The following is a 26,236-nucleotide window of genomic DNA, read 5'->3' as shown; positions in this document are numbered from 1 at the left end:
CGAATGCCGCTACGAGATCGCGGTGCGGAGCCGGGCCACGTCGATCGGCTCGGTCTCGTCGTGGGCCGTCAGGTCGATGACCTGGCCCACTTCGCGCATCTCGGGGGTGGCCGGCTTGGTCCGCGCGGACTCCGCCTTGTGGACTTCCAGGGCCTCGGCGCCGACCACGTCGGCCAGGTCCTCGTTCTGGACCGCCTCGATCACCGCGCGGGCCTGCGCCGCGCTCTTGGTGCCGAAGAAGTCGAAGCCGCCCTCGACACGGGACGCGCTGCGCCGCTGCGCCGCGTACGGGGCCACGGCCGCCGCCGGACGCCGGGCCGGCACCGCGGCGGCCGGACGCCCGTGACCGCCGTCGCCCCCGGAGGGCGCGGCCGACGCCGCGGGGGCGGCGGGCAGCGCCCGCGCCTCGGTCCGGGCCCTGCGGGCCGCCAGCGCTTCCAAGGCCGCGTGGGCCCGGGCATAGCCGAGCGCGGTGGGCGCGCCCGCCGAGGTGCGCTCCTCCGTGACCGGCGGCAGCTCCTTCGGCGCGGCCGGGGCCGCCGCGGCCTCGATCGCCAGCAGACGCCGGCCCTCCAGCGCACTGGCGCGCTCGGTCTCGGCGGTCGCGTACCGCCGCAGCAGCGCCGCGTGTTCGCCGCGCAGCCCGGCCAGTTCGACCCGCTTGGCGCGCAGCTTGGTGTCCAGCTTCGCGCGCAGCAGCCGCGCCTCTTCGAGGTCGGATTCGAGCTCGGCTATCCGCTCTTCCGTCCTCCACTCGTCCTTGACCCGCTCGCGCGCGAGCTCCGCGACGCGGCGCCCCGCCGAGCGGTCCCAGGCGCGCATCACGACGGCGCCGGCGATCCCGGCGCCCGCCGTGAGGGCCACGAGCAGCCGTAGCGCCACCGGTTCCGCGAGCAGCCAGGCCGCGCCGGCACTGACGACGGACACACCGGCCACGCTCGTCGGCGTGAGCAGCCGGTGCAGAGGTTCGGGATTGCGGTGGCGTCCACGGGGCATGGCCCGAAATTTACAGGGCGTGGACGCCATGTGGGGTACCCGCCCGGCAAATCTCTTCCGGGCAGTTACCCCACATTTCCGCATCAACCCCGTAACTGCTACTTCTTCAACAGGCCCTTGGATTCCAGGTAGGCCTTCGCGACGTCCGCCGGCTTGGCGCGCTCCGCGTCCACCTTCCGGTTCAGGTCGACCAGGTCGGCCGTCGTGAGCACCTTCGTCAGCTTGTCGAGCGCCGCCGCGACCTCCGGGGTGCCCGCGTCCTTGGCGTTGACCACGGGAAGCACGTTGTCGGCGTTCTGGAGCTTCTTGTCGTCCTCCAGCAGGACCAGGCCGAAGGCGTCCAGCGTGGCGTCCGTGGTCGTGGTCAGCACCAGCTGGTCCGCGCCGTCCTTGACCGCCTGCTTGGCCTGCGGGGTGCCGACGCCCTTCGGGTCAATACCGGAAACCTGGATTCCGTACGTCTTCGTCAACCCGGGCCCGCAGAAGGGGCGGACGGCGCATTCGTCGCCCGCCGCGATCTTCACCTTCAGGCCCGACTTTCCAAGATCGGAAAGGGACTTGAGATTGTTCTTCTGGGCGAATTCCTTGGTCACCGCGAAGGCGTTCTGATCGACGGCCTCACCCGCCGGCAGCGCCTTGAGGCCGAGCGGGGCCGCGAGCTTCTCCAGCCCGGCCACCGTCGCCGCGACGTCGCTCGACGCGACCGGCTTCTCCTCGGGCGCCTTCGGGCCGTTCACCTTGGCGTTGAGGAACTCTGCGAGCGTGGCCGCGTACTCCGGGACCACGTCGATCTCGCCCTTCTCCAGCGAGGGCTCGTACAGCTCGCGGTTGTTGACCGTCTTGATCGACGTGCTGTAGCCGGCGTCCTTGAGGAGCTGCGCGTACAGCTCGGCCAGCACGTTGGACTCGGTGAACCCGGCGGCGCCGATCACCAGGCTGCCCTTGGCGCCGCCCGAGGCCGGGGCGGCCGAGGAGGACGAGCCGCCGTCCTTGCTCTTCTCCAGGCTGTCGCCGCCGCACGCGGCCAGCGACACCGTCAGGGCCAGGGTGCCCAGGGACGCGCCGAGGACGCGCGTGGTCTTGGTCATGGAGGTACTCCGTTCGAGGCGAGGAAAAGCAGAACGAGCGGGACGGGCGGGACGAGCGGGACGAGCGGGGCGGCTCGGCGAAGGGGTCGGCACGGATCAGCGGCCCGTCGCGGCCCCCGGCAGCAGCCGGTCCGCCGCCACCAGGACGCCCTCCACCAGCAGGGCCAGCGCCGCCACCAGCAGGGCGCCCGCGACGACCTGGGCCGTGTTGTACGTGTTGAAGCCGGCGGTGATGATCCGGCCGAGGCCGCCCTGCCCGACCATCGCCGCGATCGTGGCCGTGGCGATGACCTGCACGGCGCCCGAACGCAGCCCGGTCATCACCAGCCCGCGCGCGAGCGGCAGTTCGACCCGGAAGAACAACTGGCCGCCGGACATGCCCATGCCCCGGGCGGCCTCCACCACCGAGCGGTCCACCTCGCGCATGCCCACGTAGGCGTTGGTCAGCAGCGGCGGGATGGCGAACAGCACCAGCGCGGCGACGGTCGGCAGATAGCCCGCGTTGCGCAGCGGGGAGACCATGAACAGCGCCAGCACCGCGAAGACCGGCACGGCCCGGCCGATGTTGGAGATGTTGACGGCGAGGGCGCCGCCCTTGCCGAGGTGGCCGAGGAACAGGCCGACGGGCAGGGCGACGGCGCAGGCGATCGCGAGGGCGATCCCGCTGACGTAGACGTGCTCGCCGAGCCGGTGCCAGACCCCGCTCTCCCCCGACCAGTTGGCGCCGTTCGCCAGCCAGTCCCAGGCGTCCCCCGCCACACCCACCGCCACGTCAGGCCTCCTTGCCGGCGGGCCGGCGGCCGGCCCGCGTCCACGGCGTCAGCAGCCGCTGCACGCCGAGCAGCAGCAGGTCGGCCACGAGCGCGAGCAGCACGCACAGCACCGAGGCGGTGAGCACCTGGGCCTTGAAGGAGCTGTTCACGGCGGGGGCGATGAGGTTGCCGAGGCCGCCCTTGCCGACGATGGAGCCGACGGTGGTCAGCGCGACGGTCGACACGGTCGCGATCCGGACCCCGGCGAGCAGCGCGGGCAGCGCCAGCGGCAGTTCGACCTGCCAGAGCAGCCGGCCCGGGCCGTAGCCCATGCCGCGCGCGGCCTCCCGCACCTCCTCGGGGACGGCTTCCAGGCCCGCGATCACATTGCGGACCAGGATGGTCAGCGAATAGAGCACCAGGCCGGTCACCACCAGCGCCGCCGAGAGCCCGAACAGCGGCAGCAGCAGGGAGAACATGGCGAGCGAGGGGATCGTGTAGAGCAGCGTGGTGAAGGCGAGCACGGGCGCCGCCCAGCGCCGGCCGCGGCGGGCCAGCAGCGCGAGCGGCACGGACACGGCGATACCGATGAGGACGGACGCTCCGGTGATCCAGACGTGTTCGAGGGTGGCGTCGGTGAGCTCCTGGGCGCGCGAGGAGACGTACTCCCAGCAGATCCAGTCGTTCGCCACCAGGCAGCCCTGCCCGGCCATGCTCCTCACCCCCCGTCACCGAACGCACGTCCCAAGACCTCAAGGCGACCATAACCCCCGGCACCGACAATGGCCGGAACCCTTCACAGGCGCGCAACACACATCTGACAAAGTCTTCGCCGAATCGGGCACAACGGTGGGCGAGGATGGGGATGTGATCCGATTCGAGCATGTGACCAAGCGCTACCCCGACGGGACGACGGCCGTCGAGGACCTGTCCTTCGAGGTCGCCGAGGGCGAGCTGGTCACGCTCGTGGGCCCCTCGGGCTGCGGCAAGACGACCACGATGAAGATGGTCAACCGGCTGATCGAGCCGACCTCCGGCCGCATCCTGCTCGCCGGCGAGGACATCGCCGCGGCCGACCCGGTCGAGCTGCGCCGCCGGATCGGCTACGTCATCCAGCAGGTCGGGCTCTTCCCCCACAAGACGGTGCTGGAGAACACGGCGACCGTGCCGCAGCTGCTCGGCACCCCGAAGGCCAAGGCCCGCGCGCGGGCGGCCGAACTGCTCGAACTGGTCGGCCTGGACCCGGCCGTGTACGGCGGCCGCTACCCGGAGCAGCTGTCGGGCGGGCAGCGCCAGCGCGTCGGCGTGGCCCGCGCGCTCGCCGCCGATCCGCCGGTGCTGCTGATGGACGAGCCGTTCGGCGCCGTGGACCCGGTGGTGCGCGAACGCCTCCAGAACGAGTTCCTGACCCTCCAGAAAACGGTCCGCAAAACGATCCTGCTGGTCACGCACGACCTGGAGGAGGCGATCCGGCTCGGCGACCGCATCGCCGTCTACGGGGCGGGCACCATCGAGCAGTTCGCCGCCCCGGCCGCGGTCCTCGGAGCACCCGCCACCCCGTACGTGGCCTCCTTCGTCGGCGCCGACCGGGGGCTCAAGCGGCTCGCGGTCACCCCCGTGGAGGCGGCCGACCTCACGGCGGCGGCCGACGGGGCCCCCGCCCCGGCGGCGTCGGTGGAGCTGGGCGCGACGCTGCGCGAGGCCCTCGCCGCCCTGCTCCAGGAGGACTCGGGCCGGATCGGCGTCACGGACCCGGACTCCGGCGAACTGATCGGCGTACTGACCCCGGAGGGCGTCCACCGGGCACTGCGCCGGGCCCAGTTGCAGGAGGCGTAGCGCGAAACGGCGGAAGGGCCCGACCGGAGTCGGGCCCTTCCGCCTGTGCACCCCGGCCTCAGGCCTGGATGCGGCCGCTCATCCACACCAGCATCGGCGGGATCTCGCGGCGCCACGTGTTGAAGTTGTGGCCGCCGCTGTCGAGGATGATCGAGGAGACCCGGTCCGGGCCCTTGACCAGCTTGATGAACTTCTTGGTGTCGCCGAGGTTCGGCTCGCCCTTCTCGCTGCTGGTGACCAGGAAGGACGTACCGGTCGGCTTCTTGTTCTCGATGCTGTGCAGGACGTCCGCGCGCTTCTTCAGCTTGTCGTCGCCGTGGAACAGGTCACCGGTCGTCGGGTCGTCCGGAGCCTCGTAGTACGCGGACAGACCCGCGGCGGCGCCGAAGGTCTGCGGGTAGTGCGCGGCGATCTTCAGGGCGCAGTAGCCGCCCGTGGAGTTGCCGATGAAGCCCATGTTCTGCGGCTTCTTGCCGACCCGGAAGGTGTCCTGGATGGCCTGCGGCAGGTCCTGGCCGAAGAAGGTCTCGGTCTGCGGTCCGCCGGGTATATCCACGCACTCGGTGTCACGCGGGGGCGCCACGGTCGGGCGCAGCATGACCAGGATCATCGGCTTCATCTTGCCCGCCTTGGACAGGCTGAAGGCCTTCATGGGGTAGTCGAGGCCTTTGATCAGGTTCTCGGCGGTGCCCGGGTACCCCGTCAGGACGATGGACGCCGGAAAGTTCTGGTCCTTGTGCTGCGGCTGGAAGTACTCCGGCGGGAGCCACACGTAGCCGGGACTCGTTATCTTCGACTTCTGCCCCGTTATGGCAACCTTCAGGATCTGACCGCCGACCTGCGGCTTGGCACCGCCGGGAACGTCCAGCTTCTGCTTGTCGACGATCTTGATGTCCTTGCTGCTCATCGAGTGGTCGACGACCTTGCCCATGGACGTCTCCTGCCCGAACAGGTCGGCCCAGGAACCGTAGAAGAGGAACGACTTGTTGGCTGCGAGACCAACGGCGGAGAACAGCGCCAGCTGGGTCGCCAGCAGGAGGCCGATCCGGCCGGTCACCGCCCGCCAGGTGCGGCCGGAGAGCTTCGGCCAGAACCAGATCGTTGCCGCGAACAGCAGCACACCGGCGATGATGGCCAGCGCCAGGACCGTATTACTGGTGAGACCCATGAGCAGTCAGTCGACTTTCTGATGGCAGGACTAGTTTTTTTTCCGACGGAAGAGTGAACCCGCTCCTCCTCGATGTCGTCCTAAGGGACGCACCACACACCGGAGGCTGTCGCGGCCTTCCGGCCACATGATCTCTCGCGGAGCAACGGGAAGCGATGTCTAGCAGGATAGATGGCGATAAGTCCGGACAGGTTCCGAAGCGGGTCCGCCGAATCCTCCGCGGACCACGACCGGAGACCGTGCCCGGCCTGGTAGGTACGGCCGTCACGATCGTCGGCCTTCTGGACATCGCGGCCGGGGTCTTCCCCCGGTTCCGGCACAGCCGGATCCACGCGGTCACCGAGGTGCTGCCCGGCTCCGTCGGGCCGTTCGCCGCCGCCCTCGCCATCAGCTCGGGCGTCCTGCTCCTGCTGCTGGCGCACGGCCTCAAGCGGCACAAGCGGCGCGCCTGGCGGGCCGCCGTCCTCCTGCTCCCCGCGGGAGCCGCCGCGCAGTTCGCGTACCGGCACTCCGTCATCGGCGTCATCATCGCGGCGGTCCTCTTCGCCCTGCTGCTGCGCCACCAGGGTGAATTCAAGGCGCTGCCCGACCCGCGCAGCCGCTGGAAGGCGCTCGCGAACTTCGTCCTGATGAGCGCCGGCTCCATCAGCCTGGGCCTGGTCATCGTCAACGTCCACCCCGGCAAGGTCGTCGGCAACCCCAGTCTGTCCGACCAGCTCACCCACGTGGTCAAGGGCCTCTTCGGCGTCGAGGGCCCCGTCGACTACGCCGGCCGGGTCTCCTGGACCGTCGGCTACTCCCTCGGCGCCCTCGGCATGCTGACCGCCCTCACCACCATCTACCTGGCGTTCCGCCCCGAGCACCCGGCCGCCCGGCTCACCGCCGACGACGAGGCCAAGCTGCGCGAGCTGCTCGCCAAGCACGGCGGCCGCGACTCGCTGGGCCACTTCGCGCTCCGCCGCGACAAGGCCGTCGTGTTCTCCCCCAGCGGCAAGGCCGCCGTCACCTACCGCGTCGTCTCCGGCGTGATGCTCGCCTCCGGCGACCCCGTCGGCGACGTCGAGGCCTGGCCCGGCGCCATCGAGCGGTTCATGGAGGAGGCCAAGGCCCACTCCTGGACCCCGGCCGTCATGGGCTGCAGCGAGACTGGCGGCGAGGTCTGGACCCGCGAGACCGGCCTCGACGCGCTGGAGCTGGGTGACGAGGCGATTGTCGATGTCAAAGACTTCTCCCTCTCGGGCCGTGCCATGCGCAACGTCCGCCAGATGGTGAAGCGCATCGAGCGCAACGGCTACACCACCAAGGTCCGCCGGGTCAGCGAGCTGACCGAGGAGGAGCTGGAGCAGGTGCGCGGCGCCGCCGACGCATGGCGCGGCACCGACACCGAGCGCGGCTTCTCCATGGCGCTGGGCCGCGTCGGCGACCCGGGCGACGGCGACTGCTTCATCGCCACCGCCCACCGCGTGGAAGAGGGCGACACCAGCCCCTTCGGCGACCTGAAGGCAGTCCTCCACTTCGTCCCGTGGGGCGCCGACGGCATGTCGCTGGAGCTCATGCGCCGCGACCGCGCCGCCGACCCGGGCATGAACGAGCTGCTGATCGTCGCCTCCCTGGAGGCCGCCCCCGCCCTGAAGATCGAGAAGGTCTCCCTCAACTTCGCGATGTTCCGCTCGGCCCTCGCCCGCGGCGAGAAGATCGGCGCCGGACCGGTGCTGCGGATGTGGCGGGGCCTGCTGGTCTTCCTGTCCCGCTGGTTCCAGATCGAGTCCCTCTACAAGTTCAACGCGAAGTTCCGCCCCCGCTGGGAGCCCCGCTTCGTCGTCTTCCGCACCACCCGCGACCTGCCCCGCATCGGCTTCGCCGCCATGCAGGCCGAGGGCTTCGTGACGCTGGCCCTCCCGCGCCTGTTCGCCAGCCGCCGCCGCCCCAGGCCGGTCCGCACCTGCGCCCACAACCACTCCGGCGCCAAGATCCCGACCCAGGCGGAACGCGAGGTCCAGGCGGCCTGACCGCCGCCCCCTGACCACGCCCGGCGGGGCTGGGTTGCCGCGCAGCGGCAATTCCAGCCCCGCCGGCGTTTGAGGCGCGGGGTCCGGGGCGGAGCCCCGGCAACGGCGCCGCAACCGCCCGGCGAGGGCAAGGGCTCTACCCTGATCCCATGAACACCAACCGCGGACCGGCCCCCAGGGGCCTGGTGACAGGTCTGCCCGAGTGGGACCGCTGCGCGGTCATGGGCGTCGTCAACGTCACACCCGACTCCTTCTCCGACGGCGGCCGCTGGTTCGACACCACCGCCGCCGTCAAGCGCGGCCTCGACCTCGTCGCCCAGGGCGCCGACCTCGTCGACGTCGGCGGCGAGTCCACCCGCCCCGGCGCCCCCCGCGTCGACGCCGAGGAAGAGCTGCGCCGCGTCGTCCCCGTCGTCCGCGGCCTGGCCTCCGAAGGCGTCACCGTCTCCGTCGACACCATGCGCGCGGCCGTCGCCGCCCAGGCCGTCGCGGCCGGCGCGACCCTCGTCAACGACGTCAGCGGCGGCCTCGCCGACCCCGAGATGATCCCGGCAGTCGCCGCCGCCGAAGTCCCCTTCGTGGTCATGCACTGGCGCGGCTTCAGCGACACCATGAACCGCCTCGCCGTCTACGAGGACGTCCTCGCCGAGGTCACCGCCGAACTGCGGACCCGCATCGACGCGGTCGTCTCCGGCGGCATCGCCCCCGAGCGGCTCGTCGTCGACCCCGGCCTCGGCTTCGCCAAGAACGCCGAGCACGACCTGGCCCTCGTGGCGCACCTGCCCGAGCTGCGCGCCCTCGGCTTCCCGCTGCTGGTCGCCGCGTCGCGGAAGCGTTTCCTCGGCCGGGTCCTGGCCGGCGCGGCCGACACCACCCCGCCGCCCGCCCGCGAGCGCGACGCCGCCACCGCCGCCGTCTCCGCCATCGCCGCCCACCAGGGCGCCTGGGCCGTACGGGTCCACGAGGTACGGGCGACCGCCGACGCGGTTCGGGTGGCCCGCGCCGTGGAAGGAGCGCTGTGACCCCTACGGACCAAGAAGGAGCCAGGTGAGCAGAACCGACATCGAAGCGGTCGAAGAGGTCAACACGGCCTTCTACGAGGCCATGGAGCGGGGGGACTTCGACGCACTGTCGGCGCTCTGGCTCGATGACGAGATCTCCTGCGTGCACCCCGGCTGGCCCGTGCTCACCGGCCGCGGCGAGGTGCTGCGCTCGTACGCCCTGATCATGTCCCACACGGACTACATCCAGTTCTTCCTCACCGACACCAAGGTCGCCGTCATAGGCGACACCGCACTGGTGACGTGCACCGAGAACATCCTCAGCGGCGGACCCGCCGAGGACGGCGGGGAGCTCGGCCCGCTCGTCGGCCAGCTGGTCGTCGCCACGAATGTGTTCCGACGCACACCCGAGGGCTGGCGACTGTGGTCCCACCACGGTTCTCCGGTCCTCACCGAGTCCGACGAAGAGGACGAAGAGGACACCGCCTGACCCCCTCCGGCGGGGTCCGGAGTATTTCGCAGGTAAATTCGAAGACGGACGACGCCGACCGCACTCGGCATACGCCCATGGTTTCGGGGAGTCCCGGACCGGAAGCACCTACGAAAGCAGGAGTGATTCGCGTGGATCGAGTCGCGCTGCGCGGCCTCAAGGCTCGCGGGCACCACGGCGTCTTCCCCCGGGAGCGCGAGGAAGGCCAGACCTTCATCGTCGACCTCGTGCTGCACCTCGACACCCGCCCCGCGGCGGCCGGAGACGACCTGGCGAAGACCGTGCACTACGGGGTCGTCGCCGAGGAGGTCGTCGACGTGGTCCAGGGCGAGCCCGTGGACCTGATCGAGACCCTCGCCGAGCGGATCGCCCAGCGCTGCCTCAAGCACGAAGCGGTGGCGCAGGTGGAGGTCGTCGTCCACAAGCCGGACGCGCCCATCACCGTCCCCTTCGACGACGTGACCATCACGATCACCCGGAGCCGCGCATGAACAACGGACTGAACGCACAGAGCGACCCCACCGTGCAGCCGGTACCCGCATCGGTCGTCGAGACCGTCGACGCCGCGGACACCACCCTCTCCAACCCCAAATGGGCCGTCATCGCGCTCGGCGCGAACCTCGGCAACCGGCTGGAGACCCTCCAGGGCGCCATCGACGCCCTCGGCGACACCCCCGGCCTGCGGGTCAAGGCCGTCTCCCCCGTCTACGAGACCGAGCCGTGGGGCGTCGAGCCCGGCTCGCAGCCCGCGTACTTCAACGCGGTCGTCTCGGTGAAGACCACCCTGCCCCCGTCCTCGCTCCTGGAGCGCGGCCACGCCATCGAAGAGGCCTTCGACCGCGTCCGCGAGGAGCGCTGGGGCCCGCGCACGATCGACGTCGACATCGTCGCGTACGCCGACGTGGTCTCCGACGACCCCGTCCTCACCCTCCCGCACCCGCGGGCCCACCAGCGCGCCTTCGTGCTGGCCCCCTGGCACGACATCGACCCGGAGGCCCAGCTCCCGGGCCACGGCCCCGTCGCCGCCCTCCTGGCCGGAATCGGCCTCTCCGGAGTGACGCCGCGCCCGGACCTGGAACTCCGGCTCCCCGAGTAGTCGTTAGTAGCCTGTTCACTGCGAGTCGCTGAGAGTGGGGAACGGGCAAGTGAAGCAACTGAGGCCGGCGGTCCTGGCGGGTATCTTCGCCGTCGCCGGGGTCCTGTCCTGGGCGGGCGCCCGGCTGTGGAACGCCTACGGGACCCTGCCGGGCGTCCCGCTCGCCGCCCCGATCGTGCTGGCCGTGATCGCGGTGATCCTCTTCGCGACGGCCCTGTCCATGCGGGCCCGTCTCAAGGCCCAGCGCGAGCGCCGGCCGGGTGCCAAGGGCGTGGAGCCGCTGATGGCGGCCCGCGCGGTGGTCTTCGGCCAGGCCAGCGCCCTGGTGGCGGCCCTGGTCGCGGGCGCCTACGGCGGCGTGGGCGTCTTCCTGCTGATGGACTCCCTCGACGTCCCCGCCCGCCGCGACCAGACCTGGTACGCCGGCTTCTCGGTCCTGGCGGGCGCGGCCGTCATCGCCGCCGCCCTCTTCCTGGAACACGTCCTGAAGCTCCCGGAGGACGACGACCCCGACAAGGCCCACGTCACCGCCTAGGTCTCCCACGGCGTGCGGACCAGATGCCCGTTCACCAGGAAGTCCCGCGCGTCGCCACGTCGGTAGACCCCAAAGCATCGGTCCCCCTCTGTGAAGTCACGGAGGGGGACCGTAGCGAACGGCACTGACAATCCGGCTAGCGCGCCATGATGAGGCTCATCGCCTCGGCTCGGGTGGCCGTGGCGCGGAGCTGGCCGCGGACCGCGGACGTGGTGGTCTTGGCGCCCGGCTTGCGGATGCCTCGGACCGACATGCACATGTGCTCGGCCTCGACCACGACGATGGCGCCGCGCGCGTCGAGGATCTCCATCAGGGAGTCCGCTATCTGCGTCGTGAGACGTTCCTGCACCTGCGGTCGGCGGGCGTAGACGTCCACGAGGCGCGCCAGCTTCGACAGGCCGGTGATCTTGCCGTTCTCCGAAGGGATGTAGCCGACGTGCGCGACACCGTGGAACGGCAACAGGTGATGCTCGCACAGGCTTACGATTTCGATGTCCTTCACCAGGACCAGCTCGTCGTGCCCCAGGTCGAACACCGTCGTCAGGACGTCCTCGGGCTTCTGCCACAGACCGGCCAGGATCTCCCGGTACGCCCGCGCCACGCGCGCCGGCGTCTCCAGGAGGCCCTCGCGGTCCGGGTCCTCGCCGACCGCGATCAGGAGCTCGCGGACCGCCGCCTCGGCGCGCTTCTCGTCGAACTCGCCGATCGTGCCCTCGCCACCGGTCAGGGTCACTGGGTCGGTCATCTCATCCTCGTTCCTGTGTGCACCACTCACGGGCACGTAAAAGTGCCGCGCCCCCCAAGGCTAGAACCTGGGGGGCGCGGCTTCCATTCCGGGTGGATCAGGCTTCGGGGCGGTCCTCCGGGGCCACCTCGATGCCCTTCTCCGTGGAGACCGGCGCGACGGCGGCGGCCGCCGACGTGCCGTTCGCCGCGTTCGTCAGCTGGAGCTCCTTGGGAGAGAGCACCGGCGGACGGGTGGAGGGGGTGCGGCGGGAGGAGCCGGTCCACGCGGGGCGGGCCGGGCGCTTGACGATCGTCGAGAAGATCTCGGCGATCTCCTCCTTGCCCAGCGTCTCCTTCTCGAGCAGCGCGAGGACCAGGTTGTCCAGGACGTCGCGGTTCTCGACCAGGATCTCCCACGCCTCGTTGTGCGCGGTCTCGATGAGCTTCTTGACCTCTTCGTCGACCAGCGCCGCGACCTCTTCCGAGTAGTCCCGCGGGTGCGACATCTCGCGTCCCAGGAACGGCTCGGTGTTGTCGCCGCCGAACTTGATCGCGCCGAGGCGCTCGGTCATGCCGTACTGGGTGACCATCGCGCGGGCCGTCGCCGTGGCCTTCTCGATGTCGTTCGCCGCGCCCGTGGTCGGGTCGTGGAAGACCAGCTCCTCGGCCGCGCGCCCGCCCAGCATGTACGCCAGCTGGTCGAGCATCTCGTTGCGCGTGGTCGAGTACTTGTCCTCGTCGGGCAGGACCATGGTGTAGCCCAGGGCCCGGCCGCGGGACAGGATCGTGATCTTGTGGACCGGGTCGGAGTTCGGGGAAGCCGCCGCGACCAGGGCGTGGCCGCCCTCGTGGTACGCGGTGATCTTCTTTTCCCGGTCCGACATGATCCGGGTCCGCTTCTGCGGGCCCGCCACCACGCGGTCGATCGCCTCGTCCAGCATGTGGTTGTCGATCAGCTTCTTGTCCGAGCGGGCGGTCAGCAGGGCCGCCTCGTTCAGGACGTTGGAGAGATCGGCACCGGTGAAGCCGGGGGTGCGGCGGGCGACGGCCGAGAGGTCGACGTCCGGAGCGACCGGCTTGCCCTTCTGGTGGACCTTGAGGATCTCCAGACGGCCCTGCATGTCCGGACGGTCGACGGCGATCTGCCGGTCGAAGCGGCCGGGGCGCAGGAGCGCCGGGTCGAGGATGTCCGGGCGGTTCGTGGCGGCGATCAGGATGACGCCGCCCTTCACGTCGAAGCCGTCCATCTCGACGAGCAGCTGGTTGAGGGTCTGCTCGCGCTCGTCGTGACCGCCGCCGAGGCCCGCACCGCGGTGCCGGCCGACGGCGTCGATCTCGTCGACGAAGACGATCGCCGGGGCGTTGGCCTTGGCCTGTTCGAACAGGTCGCGGACACGCGAGGCACCGACACCGACGAACATCTCGACGAAGTCGGAACCGGAGATCGAGTAGAAGGGGACACCGGCCTCGCCCGCGACGGCGCGCGCGAGCAGGGTCTTGCCGGTGCCGGGCGGGCCGTAGAGCAGCACGCCCTTGGGGATCTTGGCGCCGACGGCCTGGAACTTCGCCGGCTCCTGGAGGAACTCCTTGATCTCGTGGAGTTCCTCGACGGCCTCGTCCGAGCCCGCGACATCGGCGAACGTCGTCTTCGGGGTGTCCTTGGTGATGAGCTTGGCCTTGGACTTCCCGAAGTTCATGACCCGGGAGCCGCCGCCCTGCATCTGGTTCATCAGGAACAGGAAGACAACGACGATGAGGACGAAGGGCAGGAGCGAGAGCAGCACGCTCAGGAACGGGCTGGTCTTGTCCGGAGTGACGGAGTATCCGTCCGGGATCTGACCGGCTTCGACCTTGGTCTGGAGGTTCTGGGCGATCTGGACGCCCTGGTCCCCGATGTAGTTGGCCTGGAACTTGGTGCCGTCGTGCTTGCCGAGCTTCTGGCCTTGGCTCAGCTCGATCTTGATCAGCTGGCTGTCACCGGTGGTCAGCTTGGCTGTCTCCACCTGGCCACTGTTGATCGCCTTGATGACCTCGCTGGTGTCCACCGACTTGTAGCCGCCGCCGGAGCCGACGACATTCATCAACACGACCACGGCGAGGACGGCCAGCACGATCCACATGACCGGCCCACGGAAGTATCGCTTCACGTCCATCCATACGGGGCGCCAGGCACCCCGTCCCTCCTGCCCGTAGGTAAATGCTGCTGTGAGTAAAGACTGTTCTTCGGAATGTACCCCTGTATTGTCACCCGCGGCCTCGTGGGACGGCTGACAGACCCGCTTTCCCCTGCTCCAACGGCGGGAATCGCCCCCAGGTTCCCCGGGCGTTCACCGGAGTACCCGGGGGCCGGGCTCGGGATCAGCCGCCGTAGACGTGCGGGGCGAGCGTGCCGACGAACGGCAGGTTGCGGTACTTCTCCGCGTAGTCGAGGCCGTAGCCCACGACGAACTCGTTCGGGATGTCGAAGCCGACCCACTTCACGTCGATCGCGACCTTCGCCGCGTCGGGCTTGCGCAGCAGCGTGACGACCTCCAGGGAGGCCGGCTGGCGGGAGCCCAGGTTCGACAGCAGCCAGGACAGCGTCAGGCCCGAGTCGATGATGTCCTCGACGATCAGGACGTGCTTGTCCTTGATGTCGGTGTCCAGGTCCTTGAGGATCCGCACCACGCCCGAGGACTGGGTCCCGGCGCCGTAGGAGGACACCGCCATCCAGTCCATGGTGAGCGGGGTGGACAAGGCACGCGCCAGGTCCGCCATCACCATCACCGCGCCCTTGAGGACACCGACGATGAGCAGGTCCTTGCCCGCGTACTCCGCATCGATCTTCGCGGCCAGCTCGGCCAGCTTCGCGTCGATCTCTTCCTTGGTGATGAGCACCGACTGGAGGTCGCCGCCCATGTCCTTCTCGTCCACCCGCATCACTTTCGTTGTCGGCCGGGGCTCCGGGGGTGCCCCCGGAGGACTCAGCCGTGTTTCAGCACCAATCAGCCCTGCCGGATGACAAGTCTGCCACCCTGCCGCTGGGCCTCGACCCGGCCGGGCAGGTTGATGGCGCCCTGACCGCGCCATCCGGTGATGAGGCGGTCGACTTCCTCGATGTGACGGGCGAAGAGGGAGCCGGCCGGAGAACCGGCGGCGACCACGGCCCTGCGCAGCACCCGGCGGCGGACGGCCGGGGGCAGGGCGTACAGCTTGGCGCACTCCAGGCGGCCGTCCTCGTCCCGTACGCCGGTCTCGGCCTCGGCGGCCCAGGCGTCCAGGGCGTCGGCGTCGTCGCGCGAGAGCTGGGCGGTGCGGGCGAGCGCCTCGACGACCCCCTTGCCCAGCGCCTTCTCCAGGGCGGGCAGTCCCTCGTGGCGCAGGCGGGAGCGGGTGTAGGCGGGGTCGATGTTGTGCGGGTCGTCCCAGACGGGGAGGGACTGGACCATGCAGGCCTTGCGGGCGGTCTGCCGGTCGACCTGGAGGAAGGGACGGCGGTAGCGCTTGCTGCGGCCGGGCCCGCCGGAGACTTCCGCCATGCCGGACAGGGAGCGGATGCCGGAGCCGCGGGCGAGGCCCAGCAGGACGGTTTCGGCTTGATCGTCCCGGGTGTGTCCGAGCAGCACGGCTGCGGCGCCCAGCCGGTCGGCGGCCTCGTCCAGGGCCCCGTAGCGGGCGTCGCGGGCTGCGGCCTCGGGTCCGCCGTCGCGGCCGACGCGCACGGCGACGGACTCCACCGGGTCGAGGCGGAGGGCGGTCATGCGGGAGACGACCTCGGCGGCGCGCAGGTCCGAGCCGGGCTGGAGGCCGTGGTCGACGGTGATGCCGCCGGCCCGGATGCCGAGCTTGGGGGCCTCGAAGGCGAGGGCCGAGGCGAGGGCCATGGAGTCGGCTCCGCCGGAGCAGGCGACGAGGACGAGTGGCGGGAGGCCCGCGCCGGTGCGAGGGTCGGCGGGAAGGGTGAGGTCGGTGAGGACGTCGTGGAGTACGCGGCGGACCGCCAGGCGTATCGCCGCGACCGCAGGATGGGGACCCATGTCCGGTGCCCTTCGATGGAGTTCGGATGCCTCGGAGGCTTTGGGGGTGTGGCGCGCTGGGGTGGTTGTCACTCAGAGTGCGTCGATGGTGACAGAAGCGAGCCGTTCCCCGAGCATCGCACGCCCTTCCACGGCCCACGGTCCCTCGGACGGGTGATGCTGCTTCCCCCAGTGAGACATGTTTACGCCCCCTGCGTCACCCTCGTTCGCTCTCTTCGCTCCCCTTGCGGTGCACCCGGGCCACCCAGTCGGCGGGCTTGGCGATCTCGGCCTTGGTCGGCAGCGTGTTCGGGGAGGTCCACACCCGGTTGAAGCCGTCCATCCCCACCTGGCCGACGACGGCGCGCACGAACCGCTCGCCGTCCCGGTACTGCCGCAGCTTCGCGTCCAGGCCCAGCAGCTTGCGCAGCGCGGCGTCGAGCCGGCCGGCGCCGCTCGCCCTGCGCTGCTGGAACTTCTCGCGGATCTCGGTGACGGAGGGCACCACCTGCGGCCCGACCCCGTCCATGACGTAGTCGGCGTGCCCCTCCAGCAGCGACATGACGGCGGTCAGCCGGGCCAGCACCTCGCGCTGTTCGGGCGTCTGCACGAGCTCCACGAGGGAGCGGCCCTCGTCCCCGCTCTCGGCGTCGGGGCGGGCGCCCGCGAAGGACTGGGCGGCTTCGCGCAGACGCTCCAGGACGGTCATCGGGTCCACTTCGGTGGCGCCGAGGAACGTCTGGATTTCGCCCTCCAGGTGGTCCCGGAGCCACGGGACGGCCGTGAACTGGGTACGGTGCGTCTCCTCGTGCAGGCAGACCCACAGCCGGAAGTCGTGCGGGTTCACCTCCAGCTCGCGCTCGACGTGCACGATGTTGGGCGCGACGAGCAGCAGCCGCCCGCCGCCGGCCGAGGAGCCCGGCAGATCATGGGAGACCGGCGCGAAGGTCTCGTACTGCCCCAGCACCCGGGAGGCCAGGAAGCTCAGCAGCATGCCCAGCTCCACGCCGGTGACCTTGCCGCCGACCGCGCCGAGGACGGCTCCGCCGGGGGTGCCAGCGCGGCGGTCCTGGAGCTTCCCGAGCAGCGGCTGGAGCAGCTCGCGGAAGCCGGCCACGTTGGCCTTGACCCAGCCGGCCCGGTCGACGACCAGGACGGGGGTGTCGTTGACGGGTGTCCCTTCCGGGATCATCCGGGTGAACTCGCGCACGTGCCGTTCCGAGGTCCTGGCGTGCCCGCGCAGCTCCGCGACGACGGCCCGGGCCTCGTCCCGGCTGACCTCCGGGCCGGGCCGCACCAGCCGGGTCGCGGTCGCCACCGCGAGGTTCCAGTCGACCATCTCCGCACCACTGATGCTCGTCATGCGTCAACCGTACGTGGACCAGCCCTCCGGCGGACCCCCTACGAAGTGCTCGCGACGGCGGCGGCCAGCTTGTCGAGCCCCTTCTCGGCGGCGGACCCGTCGGCGCTGTTCGCGGTCAGGAAGGCGAAGGCGACCAGCCTCCCCGACGAATCGACGACGGTCCCGGACAGCGAATTGACCCCGGTCAGGGTGCCGGTCTTGGCCCGGAGCAGCCCGGCGGCCGGGGAGGTGCCGGCGTTGCGGGCGCGCAGGGTCCCCGTGAATCCCGCCACCGGCAGCCCGGTCAGCACGGGCCGCAGCTCCGGGTGCCCCGGATCGGCGGCCTTGGCCAGCAGCCCGGTCAGCAGCCCGGCACTGACCTTGTCGGCCCGGTTGAGCCCGCTCCCGTCGGCGAACCGCGCCCCGGAGACGTCCACGCCCAGCCCGGCCAGCCGCGCGCCCACCGCCTTCTCGGCGCCGTCGAAACTGGCGGGCTGCCCGGAGGCGAGGGCGGTCTGCCGGGCCAGCGCCTCCGCGATGTCGTTGTCGCTGTTGGTCAGCATCCGCTCGACGAGCCCGCCGACCGGTGTGGACAGCGTGACGGCCAGCGGCTGCGCCCCGCCCGCCGCCTTGGCCCGTACGGGTTCCCCGGTGACCTTCACCCCCCTCTCCGCCAGCAGCCCGGCGAAGGCCCGCGCAGCGTCCTTGGCGGGATCCTCGGACCTCTCCACGGGCCCGGAGACGGAATCGTCGGGTCGCCCCTCATCGGCCGCCAGCGCGGTCACGGGGGCGATGTTCGGGTTGGCCCCGATCGGATGCCGCCCGGCGACGAACAGACTGTCGTCGTACGCCAGGGTCACGCTCCCGGTCCCGGCGGCCTTCAGCGCCTGCGCGGTGTCGGCGGCGAGGGCGACGAGGCTCCCCCCGGACCCGGCCGGACTCTTCTTCTTGGCGGTCAGCGAAGGATCCCCGCCCCCCACGAGCACGATCTGCCCGGCCCCCGCCCCACCCACCACGCTGGTCTTGATCCGGTGCTCGGGCCCGAGCGCGGCCAGCGCCGCGGCAGCAGTAACGATCTTGATCGTGGAAGCGGGTGTCATGGCGTCCCCCGCCCCGGCCTCGTACAGCACCTGCCCGCTGCCCACGTCGACCACGGAGGCGGTACGCACGCTCCCGAGCGCGGGATCGGCGAGCAACGGCTTCAGCACACCGGCGAGCCCGGACGAGGCGGCCGCGACCTCACTGCGCGGAGCTGCGGGCCCGACGGCTCCGAGCACCCCGGGGGCACTGGGCGCGGCCTGCGGAAGGCCGGTCCCACCGTGATCTGCGCCACCCGTGCCGCCCCAGGAGGCGGCCCTGTCCCGCTCGGCCTTACGCTGGCCGGAGTCCCATGGACCGGCGGCGGCCACCACTGCCACCGACAGGGCCAGGCCGGAGACGGCCGACCCCGCGATGAGCTGCCACGTCTTGACGTATGGCACCTCGGACCAGCCCCTTTCGCGATCACACATATGCGTGAGGGACACTTAACCACTGCGTCTTGCCGCGAGCATGGCACCCCACCCGGCAGGGCTGGGCCGGACGCTATATCACTCGAAGCATGAAGCTGATCATGGAGGAACAGGACGTGGAGTTCGACGTCACCATCGAGATCCCCAAGGGTTCGCGGAACAAGTACGAGGTGGACCACGAGACCGGCCGGATCCGCCTGGACCGTCGCCTGTTCACTTCGACCAGCTACCCGGCCGACTACGGCTTCGTCGAGAACACCCTCGGCGAGGACGGCGACCCGCTGGACGCGCTGGTCATCCTCGACGAGCCGACCTTCCCGGGCTGCCTGATCAAGTGCCGCGCCATTGGCATGTTCCGCATGACGGACGAGGCGGGCGGCGACGACAAGCTCCTGTGCGTGCCGGCCTCGGACCCCCGCGTCGAGCACCTCCGCGACATCCACCACGTCTCGGAGTTCGACCGCCTGGAGATCCAGCACTTCTTCGAGGTCTACAAGGACCTGGAGCCGGGCAAGTCCGTCGAGGGCGCGAACTGGGTCGGCCGCGCCGAGGCCGAGGCCGAGATCGAGGCCTCGTACAAGCGCCTCGAGGCGCAGGGCGGCCACCACTGAGCTCCCGCTCAGGGCTAACGGGCCGGGGCACACCCCCGCGCCCCACGTGACAAGGCGGGCGGTATCCCCAAGGGGGATACCGCCCGCTGTCACATCCGCACGACCCGCAGACGCCAATCAAGGGCAGCGCGTAGCAATCGGCCGCGCCCCAGCCCCCACGGCCCGCAGACGCCAATCCAAGGGCAGCGCGTAGCGATCGGACGCGGACCAGCCCCCGACGGCCGCCGGACGCCGAGACATGGGCAGCGCGTAGCGATCTGACGCGCCCAGGGCTCCCGATGAGGCCCTCACCGCTGTTTCGTGCAGGTTGATCCACCTCCGGCCCGGAATACAGGCCCTGCCTATGCCCTTTGCGGCTGTGTGGCTGCCCAGGCCCTGGCACGGCCCAGCCTGGATGGCGGGCATTGACCGGACTCGGAAAGCGGGCCCGCACCTCCCTGACAGGCCCGTGCATGAGTCTCTGACCCGGCCCGTTCCTTTGGGGGCTTCCCGGCAGTCTTCGTTTTTCCGGGGCGGGCCGGTCTGTCAAGGGTGGCCGAAGGCCATCGCGAAGCGACGCGACGCAGGAGCGCCCTTGACAGGCCGGACCGACCCGGAAGGACGATGAGACTGACGGGAAACCCCAACCCTCCCTGCCCCCGGGCGACCGGGCCCCCGAACCCCGAAGCCACAGACCAGCAGGACGACTTCCCCGAGCGAAATGCCGAGGGGACCGACCCCGCTCGCCTTACGGCCGCCTCGCGATCTCGCCACCGAGGGGGGCGGGTGGGCAACCACCGCCCCACAGCGGCGGTGAGAGGGGGGCAAAGGCCCCGCCCAAGCGTGAACCCCCCACCCCCCGCGCCCCCGCCCGCCCCGTTCCGCATACTGATACCGGGCTGCCAGGACTGGAGGACGGAGGACGTGTGGCGGAGGCCGAAGGATCCGGTGCCGAGGACCGGAAGCCGAAGTCGGACGAGGCGCACAGCGCGTTCTCGGTGCCGCCGGGGATGGAGCCGGAGGTTCCGGAGGACGACCAGCCGACCTCGGAGTTCGCCCGTCCGGCCGGGGCCGAGCCGCCCGCCCCCGAGCCCGAGGGTTCCGCTTTCGCCGCCCCGGCCACCTACAGCGCCCAGCACTCCCCGCCCGCCTACACCCCCGGCCAGGGGTTCCCCGTAGCGCGCATGAAGGAGTCCCCCTGGCAGGACCGGATGCGCACGATGCTGCGCATGCCGGTGGACGTGCGGCCCGTACCGGACCTCGTGCAGAGGCCGACCGAGTCCGGGCCCGCCGTGGGCCGCGTGCTCGACCTGACCCTGCGCATCGGCGAGCTGCTGCTCGCGGGCGGCGAGGGCGCCGAGGACGTGGAGGCCGCGATGTTCGCGGTGGCCCGCTCCTACGGGCTCGACCGCTGCGAGCCCACCGTCACCTTCACGATGCTGTCCATCACGCACCAGCCCTCCCTCGTCGACGACCCCGTCTCCGCCAACCGCACGGTCCGCCGCCGCGGCACCGACTACACCCGCCTCGCGGCCGTGTACCGCCTCGTCGACGACATCAGCGCCCACGAGATCGACGTCTCCCTCGAGGAGGCCTACCGCCGCCTCGCGGAGATCCGCCGCAACCGCCACCCGTACCCCGGCTGGGTCCTCACGGCCGCCGCCGGCCTGCTCGCCGGGGCCGCCTCCACGCTGGTCGGCGGCGGGGTGCTGGTCTTCTTCGCGGCGGCTCTCGGGGCGGTGCTCGGTGACCGGCTGGCATGGCTGTGCGCGGGGCGCGGGCTGCCGGAGTTCTACCAGTTCGTGGTCGCCGCGATGCCGCCCGCCGCGATCGGGGTCGCGCTCAAGCTCACCGAGATCGACGTACGGGCCTCCGCGGTGATCACCGGCGGACTGTTCGCGCTGCTGCCCGGCCGGGCCCTGGTCGCGGCGGTCCAGGACGGCCTGACCGGCTTCTACATCACCGCCTCCGCCCGGCTGCTGGAGGTCATGTACCTCTTCATCGGCATCATCATGGGCGTGCTCGTCGTGCTCTACCTCGGGCTGCAGCTCGGCGCCGCCCCCAACCCGGACGAGGTCCTCCAGATCACCTCGCGGCCGCCGGTCCAGATCGCGGCCTCGATGGTGCTGGTGTTCACCTTCGCGATCCTGCTCCAGCAGGAACGATCCACCGTGTGGATCGTGACGCTCAACGGCGGGGTCGCCTGGGTGACCTACGGGGCCCTGCACTACGCGGGGGGCATCTCGCCGGTGCCGTCCACCGCCGTGGCGGCCGGGCTGGTGGGCCTCTTCGGGCAGCTGTTCTCCCGCTACCGCTTCGCCTCCGCCCTCCCGTACGTCACGGCCGCCATCGGGCCGCTGCTGCCCGGCTCGGCGACGTACTACGGGCTGCTGCTGATCGCCGAGAACCGGCTGAACGAGGGGCTCGGGTCGCTCACGAACGCCGCGGCCATCGCGTTGGCCATCGCGATCGGGGTGAACCTGGGGTCGGAGACCTCGCGCCTGTTCATGCGGATTCCGGGGGCGGCCAGCGCGGCCAAACGGCGTGCCGCCAAGCGGACGCGGGGGTTCTAACCAGGTCCCGACCCGGGGCGGGGCTCCGCCCCGGACCCCGCCGCCTCAAACGCCGGCGGGGGCTGGACCTACGCCGGCGGAACCGGAACCGGAACCGGAACCGAAGCGGAGCGCTACCGCTTCGCGTGCCGCCCCCGCTGTCCCGGGGTCTGGGAGCCGTCCGGGCCGTCGAAGGAGGGGGCGGCCGCAAGGGCCTTCTTCTCCTTGCGGGCCTTCAGCACCTCGAAGATCACCGGGATCAGCGAGATGAGGACGATCAGGACGAGGATCGCCTCGATGTTGGTCTTGATGAACTCGATCTGACCGAGCCAGTAGCCCGCGATCGTGATGCCCGCGCCCCAGCCGATGCCGCCGATGACGTTGTACGTGAGGAAGGTGCGGTACTTCATCGAGCCGGCGCCGGCGACCATCGGCGCGAACGTCCGGATGATCGGCACGAAACGGGCGAGCACGATGGCCTTCGGGCCGTGCTTGTCCATGAACTCGTGCGCCTTGTCCAGGTTCTCCCGCTTGAAGATCTTGGACTTGGGCCGGTTGAAGAGCTTGGGCCCGAAGAACTTGCCGATCATGTAGCCGACCTGGTCACCGATGATGGCGGCGGCCGCGATCAGGGTGCAGACCAGCCACAGCGGCTGCTTGATGTACTCGCCGTTCGCGACCAGCAGACCCGCCGTGAACAGCAGCGAGTCACCGGGCAGGAACGCGAAGAGTCCCGACTCCGCGAAGACGATGACCAGGATGCCGATCAGGCCGAAGTGCGAAATCAGATAGTCCGGGGACAGCCACTCAGGGCCGAGCGCAAGCGTGTACACGGGTTCCGGACTCTCCTGGATGAGGGGGCGGACTGCGGGGCGGGCGGTCTCAATTATCAACGCACACGACCCCCACCCGGTTCCAGAGCCCGGAGGGGGTCGTGTGCGGTCGTATGCGGTCGGATGCGTGACGGTCCGCTTACGCCTTGCGCACCGCGTTGGCCAGGATCGCGTCCCTCAGGTGCTCGGCGAGGCCGGGCCGCATCCCGTCGTAGAACTCCTTGAAGCGCTCGTCGGAGACGTACATCTCGCCGAGGCCCGTGTGGATCTCGTACGAGCAGTCGTAGTACCAGGAGCAGATGTGCACCCGGTGCTCCTCGGCCAGGTCCATGGCCGCCTCGCCGTCGGCCGGCTCGCCGGCCTCGACCACGGCCGCGTACCGGGCGCCCCAGTCGGCGACCTCGTCCTGGATCCGCTTCCAGTCGTCCTTGGTGTAGGTGGCGACCCGGCGCTGCGACTCCGCGTAGGCCTCGGTGTGGCCCCAGCGCCGCTCGGCCTCCTCCGCGTACTGCTCGGGGTCCTTGTCCCCGAAGACCTCGAACCGCTCCTCGGGCGTGAGGTTGATGCCCATCTTCTTCGCCTCCATGGCGTGCTCAACGGCCTTGGCCATCTGCTGGAGCCGGGCGATCCGGTCGGTCAGCAGGGCATGCTGCCGGCGCAGATGCTCCCGCGGATCCGATTCCGGGTCGTCCAGCAGGACCGCGACCTCGTCGAGCGGGAAGCCGAGCTCCCGGTAGAACAGGATCCGCTGCAGCCGGTCCAGGTCGGCGTCGTCGTACCGCCGGTGTCCTGCGTGGCTGCGGCCGCTCGGGGAGAGCAGGCCGATCTCGTCGTAGTGGTGCAGGGTGCGCACCGTGACTCCGGCGAAACCGGCGACCTGGCCCACGGAGTAACTCATCGCCTTCCGCTCCTCTGGTTGGGTACGCCCTTCACTGTGGGTCCTCACGCCACGTGAGGTGCAAGTCCTCCCGCCGCTTACGGCTTACCGCTCACCCCATGGCCTTCGTGCCGTCGAGGGACTCGCGGACGATGTCCGAGTGGCCCGCGTGCCGGGCGAACTCCTCCACCAGGTGCAGGAGCATCCAGCGCATCGAGACCTTGTGGTCCTTGGGGAACCAGGGCCTGGGCGGCAGCGGGAAGGTGTCGTCCAGGCTCGGGAGCGCGGCGACGAACGCCTCCATCTCCTGCGTGACCCCGGCCCAGAAGGCCAGGACGGACGGGATCGACTCGCCGTCGACCAGGACGAAGGAGTCGCCCCAGGTCTCCGGGGTGCGCTGGAGCTCGTTCGGCCGCTGCTGGGCCATCCGCAGCCAGCCCAGCTCGACCTCGGCCGCGTGCTTGGCCACCCCGGCCAGGCTCAGCGCGCTGACGGTGGGGCGGCTCGCGGCCTGCTCCTCGCTCATCCCCAGCAGCGTTTCGCGGATCGCCGTGCGCTGGGCCTCGACGAAGGAAAGGAGCGTGCCGCGTTCGTCGCCGAGCACTTCGGTGGAAATCTGAGCCATGACCGACCGCCTTCTGCGTGGGGGTTTCTCCCTGACAACCCCCACGCTACGGAGCAATGCGGTCAGATCCTGTCCTCATTGCCCTTACTGCGCCGGGGGAATTTCGGCATCCGGGCGCAGCACGGGCAGCGCGGTCGCCGGCTGCGGGAGCAGGGCCTTGGAGAGGTCCTGCCTGCCCGTCGGGTCGAGCCCGTACATCGCCTCGTAGATCTTGCGGACGGCCGGTCCGGACGCCCCGGAGCCGGTGCCGCCCTGGGAGATCGTCATGACGATGGCGTAGTCCCCGGTGTAGGAGGCGAACCACGAGGTGGTCTGCTTGCCCTGGACCTCGGCGGTGCCGGTCTTGGCGTGCATCGGGATCTGCTTCTGCGGCCAGCCGCCGAAGCGCCATGCGGCGCTGCCGTTGGTGGCGACCCCGGCGAGGGCCTCGTCGATGTCGTCGCGGGTCTTCTCGTCCATCGGGAGCCTGCCCTGCACCTTCGGCGCGATCTCCCGGACCGAGCTGCCGTCGGCGCTCACGACCGCCTTGCCGATGCTGGGCTGGTGCAGGGTGCCGCCGTTGGCGATGGCCGCGTAGATGGAGGCCATCTGGACCGGCGTGACGAGGGTGTCGCCCTGTCCGATCGAGTAGTTGATCGCGTCGCCCTCGCGCATCTGGTTGCCCTGGCGGCAGTTCTCGTAGGCGATCTTCTCGGCGAAGCTGCCGTTCTTCTTGCCGTCCCGGCACCAGGCGGCCTTGTTCGCCTCGAAGAAGTCCTGCTTCCACTTGCGGTCGGGGACGCGGCCGCTCACCTCGTTGGGCAGGTCGATGCCGGTGGGCTTGCCGAGCCCGAACTCATGGGCGGTCTTGAAGAACCAGTCGCTCGGGGTCTTCTTCGGGTTGATCCCGCCGTCCTTCTTCCACTCCTGGTCGGCGAGGGCGTAGTAGACGGTGTCGCAGGAGACCTCCAGGGCCCGGCCGATCGTGATGTCACCGTGGCCCTGGGACTCGAAGTTGGTGAAGGTCTGGCTGCCGACCGAGTAGGAGCTGGGGCAGGGGTAGCGGTTGTTGAAGGGGTAGCCGGCGTTCACCGCCGCCGTGGAGGAGACGACCTTGAAGATGGAGCCCGGTGCCGCCTGGCCCTGGATCGCCCGGTTCAGGAGCGGGTAGTTCGACTCCTTGTCGGTCAGCCCGGCGTAGTCCTTGGCCGAGATGCCGCCGACCCAGGCGTTGGGGTCGTAGGTCGGGTTCGAGGCCATCGCCACGACACGGCCGGTCTTGGCCTCCATGACCACCACGGCGCCCGAGTCCGCCTCGTAGTTCCTGCGGGTGTTCTTGTCGTACGTCTTGCGGGCCTCGATCATCGCGTTGTTCAGCTCGCGCTCGGCGACGGCCTGCACGCGCGAGTCGATGGAGGTCACGATGTTGGAGCCGGGCTGCGCCTTGTCGGTCTGGCCCTGGCCCGTGACGCGCCCCAGGTTGTCCACCTCGTAGCGGGTGATGCCGGCCTTGCCGCGCAGCTCCTTGTCGTACGTGCGCTCCAGGCCGGAGCGGCCGACCTGGTCGGAGCGCAGGTAGGGCGAGTCGGAGTTCTTCGCCTTGGCGATCTCCTCGTCGGTGACCGGCGAGAGGTAGCCGAGCACCTGGGAGGTGTTGGCCTCGTCCGGTGCGGCGTAGCGGCGCATGGCGGTGGGCTCGGCGGTGATGCCGGGGAAGTCCTCGGCGTGCTCGTGGATCTGGAGCGCCTGCTCGGTGGTGGCCTCGTCGCTGACCGGGATGGGCTGGTAGGGAGAGCCGTTCCAGCAGGGCTTGGGGGTCTTCGCGTCGCAGAGCCGGACCTTGTCGACGACCTCCTGGGGGTCCATGCCCAGGATCCCGGCGAGGCGGGTGAGGACGTCCTTGCCCTTGTCCTTCATCTTCAGCAGCTCGGTGCGGCTGGCGGAGACCACGAGGTGGGTCGCGTTGTCGGCGAGCGGGACTCCGCGCGAGTCCAGGATCGAGCCGCGCACGGCGGGCTGGACCACCCGCTGGACGTGGTTGTTCTTGGCCTCGTCGGTGTAGCCCTGGCCATTGCGTATCTGCAGGTACCAGAGCCGGCCGCCCAGGGTGAGCAGCAGCGAGAAGACGACGATCTGGATGACGACGAGACGGTTCTGGACCCGAGGGGTCCGGCCGGTCTCCGGTATGTTGCTCAACTCGATCTCCCCCGGACGCATGCCGTACGCCCGGATGAG

Annotated in this window: 23 protein-coding genes and 1 pseudogene; 9 read left to right on the top strand and 15 right to left on the bottom strand. The window is 70.7% G+C overall.

Features of this window, described 5'->3' with window-relative positions; translation table 11 throughout:
* Positions 1–9 precede the first annotated feature (9 nt).
* The 4 genes from ACFTXQ_RS09975 to ACFTXQ_RS09960 form a co-directional block, all read right to left on the bottom strand.
* Entirely contained in the window at positions 10–996 is a 987-nt protein-coding gene (locus ACFTXQ_RS09975) for a hypothetical protein (RefSeq protein WP_382637850.1), read from the bottom strand.
* Positions 997–1,094: 98 nt separating this feature from the next.
* Entirely contained in the window at positions 1,095–2,084 is a 990-nt protein-coding gene (locus ACFTXQ_RS09970; RefSeq protein ID WP_382637847.1) for an ABC transporter substrate-binding protein, read from the bottom strand.
* Between the two features lie 96 nt (positions 2,085–2,180).
* Positions 2,181–2,849 carry an ABC transporter permease gene (locus ACFTXQ_RS09965; RefSeq protein ID WP_382637955.1) on the bottom strand — a complete coding sequence of 223 codons (669 nt, stop codon included), beginning with the start codon at positions 2,847–2,849 and terminating at the stop codon, positions 2,181–2,183.
* Positions 2,850–2,856: 7 nt separating this feature from the next.
* Positions 2,857–3,549, bottom strand: coding sequence for an ABC transporter permease (locus ACFTXQ_RS09960; protein WP_382637845.1), 693 nt, complete (start codon positions 3,547–3,549; stop codon positions 2,857–2,859).
* 154 nt (positions 3,550–3,703) lie between these two features.
* Here ACFTXQ_RS09960 and ACFTXQ_RS09955 point away from each other — a divergent pair, with 154 nt between their 5' ends.
* Positions 3,704–4,672: an ABC transporter ATP-binding protein gene (locus ACFTXQ_RS09955; protein WP_382637843.1), complete on the top strand. Its 969-nt coding sequence runs from the start codon at positions 3,704–3,706 to the stop codon at positions 4,670–4,672.
* A 58-nt stretch (positions 4,673–4,730) separates the two neighbouring features.
* On the opposite strand, the gene ACFTXQ_RS09950 is transcribed toward ACFTXQ_RS09955, so the two are convergent.
* Entirely contained in the window at positions 4,731–5,840 is a 1,110-nt protein-coding gene (locus ACFTXQ_RS09950; RefSeq protein ID WP_382637841.1) for an alpha/beta hydrolase-fold protein, read from the bottom strand.
* A gap of 155 nt (positions 5,841–5,995) precedes the next feature.
* Between ACFTXQ_RS09950 and ACFTXQ_RS09945 the strand changes: the two genes are divergently transcribed.
* The 6 genes from ACFTXQ_RS09945 (at position 5,996) to ACFTXQ_RS09920 (ending at position 10,971) form a co-directional block, all read left to right on the top strand.
* The gene (locus ACFTXQ_RS09945) at positions 5,996–7,849 is read left to right on the top strand and encodes a phosphatidylglycerol lysyltransferase domain-containing protein (RefSeq protein WP_382637838.1); all 1,854 of its coding nucleotides are present in this window, start codon (positions 5,996–5,998) and stop codon (positions 7,847–7,849) included.
* A gap of 149 nt (positions 7,850–7,998) precedes the next feature.
* A complete protein-coding gene (gene folP / locus ACFTXQ_RS09940) occupies positions 7,999–8,871 on the top strand; it encodes a dihydropteroate synthase (protein WP_382637835.1) in 873 nt (290 codons plus the stop codon).
* Positions 8,872–8,896: 25 nt separating this feature from the next.
* Positions 8,897–9,340 (top strand): nuclear transport factor 2 family protein, encoded by a 444-nt coding sequence (locus ACFTXQ_RS09935; protein ID WP_382637832.1) that lies wholly within the window; start codon positions 8,897–8,899, stop codon positions 9,338–9,340.
* A gap of 131 nt (positions 9,341–9,471) precedes the next feature.
* Positions 9,472–9,831 carry a dihydroneopterin aldolase gene (gene folB / locus ACFTXQ_RS09930; RefSeq protein WP_360894955.1) on the top strand — a complete coding sequence of 120 codons (360 nt, stop codon included), beginning with the start codon at positions 9,472–9,474 and terminating at the stop codon, positions 9,829–9,831.
* Positions 9,828–10,436: a 2-amino-4-hydroxy-6-hydroxymethyldihydropteridine diphosphokinase gene (folK, locus tag ACFTXQ_RS09925; protein ID WP_382637830.1), complete on the top strand. Its 609-nt coding sequence runs from the start codon at positions 9,828–9,830 to the stop codon at positions 10,434–10,436. The genes folB and folK overlap by 4 nt, the downstream gene beginning before the upstream one ends.
* A gap of 49 nt (positions 10,437–10,485) precedes the next feature.
* Entirely contained in the window at positions 10,486–10,971 is a 486-nt protein-coding gene (locus ACFTXQ_RS09920) for a DUF3180 domain-containing protein (protein WP_382637828.1), read from the top strand.
* Positions 10,972–11,107: 136 nt separating this feature from the next.
* On the opposite strand, the gene folE is transcribed toward ACFTXQ_RS09920, so the two are convergent.
* From folE to dacB, 6 genes are all read right to left on the bottom strand, one after another.
* Positions 11,108–11,716, bottom strand: a complete 609-nt coding sequence (gene folE, locus ACFTXQ_RS09915) for a GTP cyclohydrolase I FolE (protein ID WP_382637825.1) — start codon at positions 11,714–11,716, stop codon at positions 11,108–11,110.
* Between the two features lie 97 nt (positions 11,717–11,813).
* Positions 11,814–13,850 carry an ATP-dependent zinc metalloprotease FtsH gene (ftsH, locus tag ACFTXQ_RS09910; protein ID WP_382637822.1) on the bottom strand — a complete coding sequence of 679 codons (2,037 nt, stop codon included), beginning with the start codon at positions 13,848–13,850 and terminating at the stop codon, positions 11,814–11,816.
* Positions 13,851–14,055: 205 nt separating this feature from the next.
* Positions 14,056–14,616 carry a hypoxanthine phosphoribosyltransferase gene (gene hpt, locus ACFTXQ_RS09905; protein WP_362394741.1) on the bottom strand — a complete coding sequence of 187 codons (561 nt, stop codon included), beginning with the start codon at positions 14,614–14,616 and terminating at the stop codon, positions 14,056–14,058.
* 65 nt (positions 14,617–14,681) lie between these two features.
* Positions 14,682–15,713: a tRNA lysidine(34) synthetase TilS gene (gene tilS, locus ACFTXQ_RS09900; protein WP_382637819.1), complete on the bottom strand. Its 1,032-nt coding sequence runs from the start codon at positions 15,711–15,713 to the stop codon at positions 14,682–14,684.
* 196 nt (positions 15,714–15,909) lie between these two features.
* On the bottom strand, positions 15,910–17,055 hold the full coding sequence (locus ACFTXQ_RS09895) for a zinc-dependent metalloprotease (protein ID WP_382637816.1): 1,146 nt from the start codon (positions 17,053–17,055) through the stop codon (positions 15,910–15,912).
* A 38-nt stretch (positions 17,056–17,093) separates the two neighbouring features.
* On the bottom strand, positions 17,094–18,515 hold the full coding sequence (dacB, locus tag ACFTXQ_RS09890; protein ID WP_382637814.1) for a D-alanyl-D-alanine carboxypeptidase/D-alanyl-D-alanine-endopeptidase: 1,422 nt from the start codon (positions 18,513–18,515) through the stop codon (positions 17,094–17,096).
* 146 nt (positions 18,516–18,661) lie between these two features.
* Here dacB and ACFTXQ_RS09885 point away from each other — a divergent pair, with 146 nt between their 5' ends.
* Together ACFTXQ_RS09885 and ACFTXQ_RS09880 are read left to right on the top strand one after the other, a co-directional pair.
* Positions 18,662–19,156, top strand: coding sequence for an inorganic diphosphatase (locus ACFTXQ_RS09885; RefSeq protein WP_030031597.1), 495 nt, complete (start codon positions 18,662–18,664; stop codon positions 19,154–19,156).
* A 905-nt stretch (positions 19,157–20,061) separates the two neighbouring features.
* The gene (locus tag ACFTXQ_RS09880; protein ID WP_382637812.1) at positions 20,062–21,708 is read left to right on the top strand and encodes a threonine/serine exporter ThrE family protein; all 1,647 of its coding nucleotides are present in this window, start codon (positions 20,062–20,064) and stop codon (positions 21,706–21,708) included.
* Between the two features lie 173 nt (positions 21,709–21,881).
* Here ACFTXQ_RS09880 and ACFTXQ_RS09875 read toward each other — a convergent pair.
* The 4 genes and pseudogenes from ACFTXQ_RS09875 to mrdA form a co-directional block, all read right to left on the bottom strand.
* Positions 21,882–22,520: pseudogene (locus ACFTXQ_RS09875) on the bottom strand (VTT domain-containing protein); the annotation flags it as partial.
* 139 nt (positions 22,521–22,659) lie between these two features.
* Positions 22,660–23,418: a MerR family transcriptional regulator gene (locus tag ACFTXQ_RS09870; protein WP_382637810.1), complete on the bottom strand. Its 759-nt coding sequence runs from the start codon at positions 23,416–23,418 to the stop codon at positions 22,660–22,662.
* A gap of 91 nt (positions 23,419–23,509) precedes the next feature.
* On the bottom strand, positions 23,510–24,022 hold the full coding sequence (locus ACFTXQ_RS09865; protein ID WP_382637808.1) for a DinB family protein: 513 nt from the start codon (positions 24,020–24,022) through the stop codon (positions 23,510–23,512).
* A gap of 84 nt (positions 24,023–24,106) precedes the next feature.
* Positions 24,107–26,197, bottom strand: coding sequence for a penicillin-binding protein 2 (mrdA, locus tag ACFTXQ_RS09860; protein ID WP_382637805.1), 2,091 nt, complete (start codon positions 26,195–26,197; stop codon positions 24,107–24,109).
* Between the last annotated feature and the right edge of the window lie 39 nt (positions 26,198–26,236).

Source organism: Streptomyces sp. NPDC057010 (genome assembly GCF_042673805.1).
Classification (GTDB): domain Bacteria; phylum Actinomycetota; class Actinomycetes; order Streptomycetales; family Streptomycetaceae; genus Streptomyces.
This window is presented reverse-complemented; position numbering and strand designations above follow the sequence as displayed.